Origin of the sequence: Cellulomonas sp. A375-1 (assembly GCF_001040865.1) — a bacterium.
Classification (GTDB): Bacteria; Actinomycetota; Actinomycetes; order Actinomycetales; family Cellulomonadaceae; genus Cellulomonas; species Cellulomonas gelida.
This window is the reverse complement of sequence record NZ_LFKW01000136.1, coordinates 1-3,102: the sequence shown is the minus strand read 5'-3', so window position 1 is coordinate 3,102 and position 3,102 is coordinate 1. Positions and strand designations below refer to the sequence as shown.

3 protein-coding genes and 1 pseudogene are annotated in these 3,102 nt (G+C 74.4%); 1 reads left to right on the top strand and 3 read right to left on the bottom strand.

What is annotated here, in order from left to right:
* Together CWIS_RS19575 and CWIS_RS14925 are read right to left on the bottom strand one after the other, a co-directional pair.
* Positions 1-423, bottom strand: a pseudogene (locus CWIS_RS19575) (chromosome partitioning protein); the annotation flags it as partial.
* A gap of 128 nt (positions 424-551) precedes the next feature.
* Positions 552-977 (bottom strand): ATP-binding protein, encoded by a 426-nt coding sequence (locus CWIS_RS14925; RefSeq protein ID WP_231583927.1) that lies wholly within the window; start codon positions 975-977, stop codon positions 552-554.
* Positions 978-1,180: 203 nt separating this feature from the next.
* Between CWIS_RS14925 and ligD the strand changes: the two genes are divergently transcribed.
* Positions 1,181-2,260, top strand: coding sequence for a non-homologous end-joining DNA ligase (ligD, locus tag CWIS_RS14920; protein WP_048344122.1), 1,080 nt, complete (start codon positions 1,181-1,183; stop codon positions 2,258-2,260).
* Positions 2,261-2,296: 36 nt separating this feature from the next.
* Here ligD and CWIS_RS14915 read toward each other — a convergent pair.
* Positions 2,297-3,102, bottom strand: an 806-nt coding sequence (locus CWIS_RS14915) for a D-alanyl-D-alanine carboxypeptidase family protein (RefSeq protein ID WP_048344121.1), incomplete at its 5' end; no start/stop codon positions are given.

Below are 3,102 nucleotides of genomic sequence, written 5' to 3'. Positions count from 1 at the left end.
CGTGCCGCCCGTGGCACCGCGTGCGCCGCTCGTCGTCCCCGACGCCCGCGTACCGCCGACCCCCAGGTCGGTGTCCTCGAGCCCTGCCGTGTCGACGCCCGCGAGCGTGTCCGGCACGCTCAGGCCCGGGCCGGTGAGCGCGGCGGCGCCGTCCGCCGGCGCCTCGTCGACGAGCCCGTCCGGGTGGATCAGCAGCGACCACATGCCGTCGGGGTCGCGCACCTGCACGGGCACGGGCTCGCCGACCTCACCGGCGATCGCCGCGATCCGCTCGGTGATCGCGGCGCCGGCCTCCTGGAGGTTGGCCATGCGAATCCGCTCGATCACCCCGTCGATGGAGATCTGCCCGGTCCCGTCGTCACGGACCTCGGCCGTGACCTGCGGCAGCCGTGCCGTCCGCGTGGTGCTCTCGCTGTCGCTCATCGGTGGTCCTTCCTCGTCGGCCCCCGAGTGCGAAACTACGCGAAAGGGAGCCTGCGCGCGCGGAGCGAATGAGGCGAAAAGCCGCCGCGACCTGCGTGGGATGCGTCACGACACCCCCCAGGAGTGCCTCAGGCGTCGTCGACCTCGAACCAGACCGTCGTGTGACCGCCCTCGTGGGTGGTCCCCCAGCTCGTCGCGAGCGCGTCGACGAGGGCGAGCCCGCGCCCGTGCGCGGCCGTCGGCTCGGTGCGTCGCAGCACCGGCTGGCCCCCGCCGCGGTCCTCGACCTCGACCCGCAGGACGCTGCCCGCGACCTCCACGCGGATCACCACCGGCAGCCCGGCCGGGCCGTGGACCACGGTGTTGGCCACGAGCTCGCCCGTGAGCAGCTCGGCGATCTGGTTGGCGGCGCCACCGACGCCCGCCGCCGCGGCGACCTGCATGACCCAGCGGCGCGCGGTGCGCGGTGCGAGCGGCTCCGCACGGGTGACCATCTCCTCGCGCACGCTCGCGCCACGCCTGCGCACGCTCGCTGCGCTCCGGATGCTTCTCACCTCGCCCACCGCAACAGGGTGCCCGACGATCGGCTCTCGCGCCCCGTGAACGGCACGCTGATCCCGCTCGCGCGTCGTGAGCGACGGTGGTACCGCGGCGGTCCCCGTGGCCGGGGTCGGCGTGACCGGGGGCTGCGAGGGCACGACGGCATCGTTCCACCAGCGGGTGACGCGCGTCACTGCTCGCCCCTAGGTTGGGGCACATGCCGTCCTCGACACCCGCGACCGAGATCGACGTCCGCGGCCGCGCGGTGCGCGTGAGCAACCCCGACAAGGTCTACTTCGCCGGCCGCGGGCTCACGAAGCTCGACGTGGTGCGCTACTTCGTGTCCGTGGGCGACGGCATCCTCGCGGCCCTGCTCGACCGGCCCACGACCCTCGAGCGCTGGCCCAAGGGCGTGTTCGAGGGCGCGAAGCTCGCGACGCGCGCGGACTCGTCGGGCGACGCGTTCTACCAGAAGCGCGTCCCGGCGGGCGCGCCGGACTACGTCCGGACCGCGCGGATCGGCTTCCCCTCGGGACGCACCGCCGACGAGGTCGCGCCGAGCGAGCTCGCCGTCGTCGCGTGGGCCGCCAACCTCGGGACGCTCACGTTCCACCCGTGGCCCGTCACGGCCGACGACGTGGACCGGCCCGACCAGCTGCGCATCGACCTCGACCCGCAGCCCGGCACCGACTTCTCCGACGCGGCGCGCGTCGCCCCGCACGTGCGCGAGCTGCTCGCCGAGCACGGGCTCGAGGGCTGGCCCAAGACGTCCGGCGGGCGCGGCATCCACGTGTTCGTGCCCATCGAGCCGCGCTGGACCTTCGTCGAGGCGCGGCGCGCGACCATCGCGTTCGGCCGTGAGCTCGAGCGCCGCCTGCCCGACGAGGTCACCATGAAGTGGTGGAAGGAGGAGCGCGGCGCCAAGATCTTCGTCGACTACAACCAGATGGCCCGTGACCGCACCATCGCGTCGGCGTACTCGATCCGGTCCAACCCGCGCGCGACCGTCTCCGCTCCGCTGACCTGGGACGAGGTCGCCGACGTCCACCCCGACGACTTCGACGTCACGACGATGCCCGCGCGGTTCGCGTCCGTCGGGGACCTGTTCGCGCCGCTCGCCGCGCACGCGCCGGGGCGGTTCTCGATCGCCTCGCTCCTCGAGCTCGCCGAGCGCCAGGAGCACGACGAGGGCCACGGCGACCTGCCGTACCCGCCCGAGTACCCGAAGATGCCCGGCGAGCCACCGCGCGTCCAGCCGTCCCGCGCCAAGAAGCCGGACGCGTCGTCGGGCGACTGAGCCGCCTCGTCGGGTCCCCTCGGATCTCGTCGGGCGTCAGCCCACGTACTCGTAGTGCCAGTACTCCGGGTTGCTGCCGTTGCGCAACGCCCACGACGGCTGCACCCACCCGTACGACGGGCCGTTCGCGACGAGCCACGCACGCTGCGGCGTGTCCCACCCGTACTCGCAGGGCAGCTCGGGCACGTCGAGGGCGTAGCCGGTCCCGTGCTTCGAGGTCCCCGGCACCGCGGCGATCGACCCGAGCGCCTTGCGCATCGCGGTCTGCGTGTCGAAGTCGCGGTACGTGAGGTCCAGGTCGAGGTCGTGCCCGAACGTCGCGCGGAACGCCACGTTGAGCCGCTCGAGCGCCTGCGTCGCCTCGCTACGCAGCCAGTAGCGCGTGCCCTTCGGGTCGACGCCCCAGGAGGTGGCCCGCAGCATCGACTCCGGCAGCCGACCGTTGGAGCCGTCCCCGCCGCGGGTGGGCGGTGAGGTGTAGAAAGGCGGGCCGTCGTACGTCGTCTCGCACCGGTCGCCGCCCGAGCCGCCGCCCGGCGCGCGGGGGCGCTGCGTCTCGGCCGCCTCGCGCGCCTCCTGCTCGGCGCGTGCGGCAACCCACTCGTCGTGCGCCGTCTGCACCGCCTTCTGCGCGGCGAGCACCTCGGCCGCGAGCGTCCGCAGCGCCGCTGCCGACTCGCCGTCGGCGGCCGGCTCCGACGAGGTGGTCGCCGACGCCGCGGGGGTCGATTCGAGCGCGTGCTTGGCCCGCTGCAGGACCTCGGCGAGCGTGTCGCGCACGGCTCCGTCGGCGACCTCGCCGTCGCTCGCGGCGAGCGTCTCGTTGCCCTGCTCGACGGCCG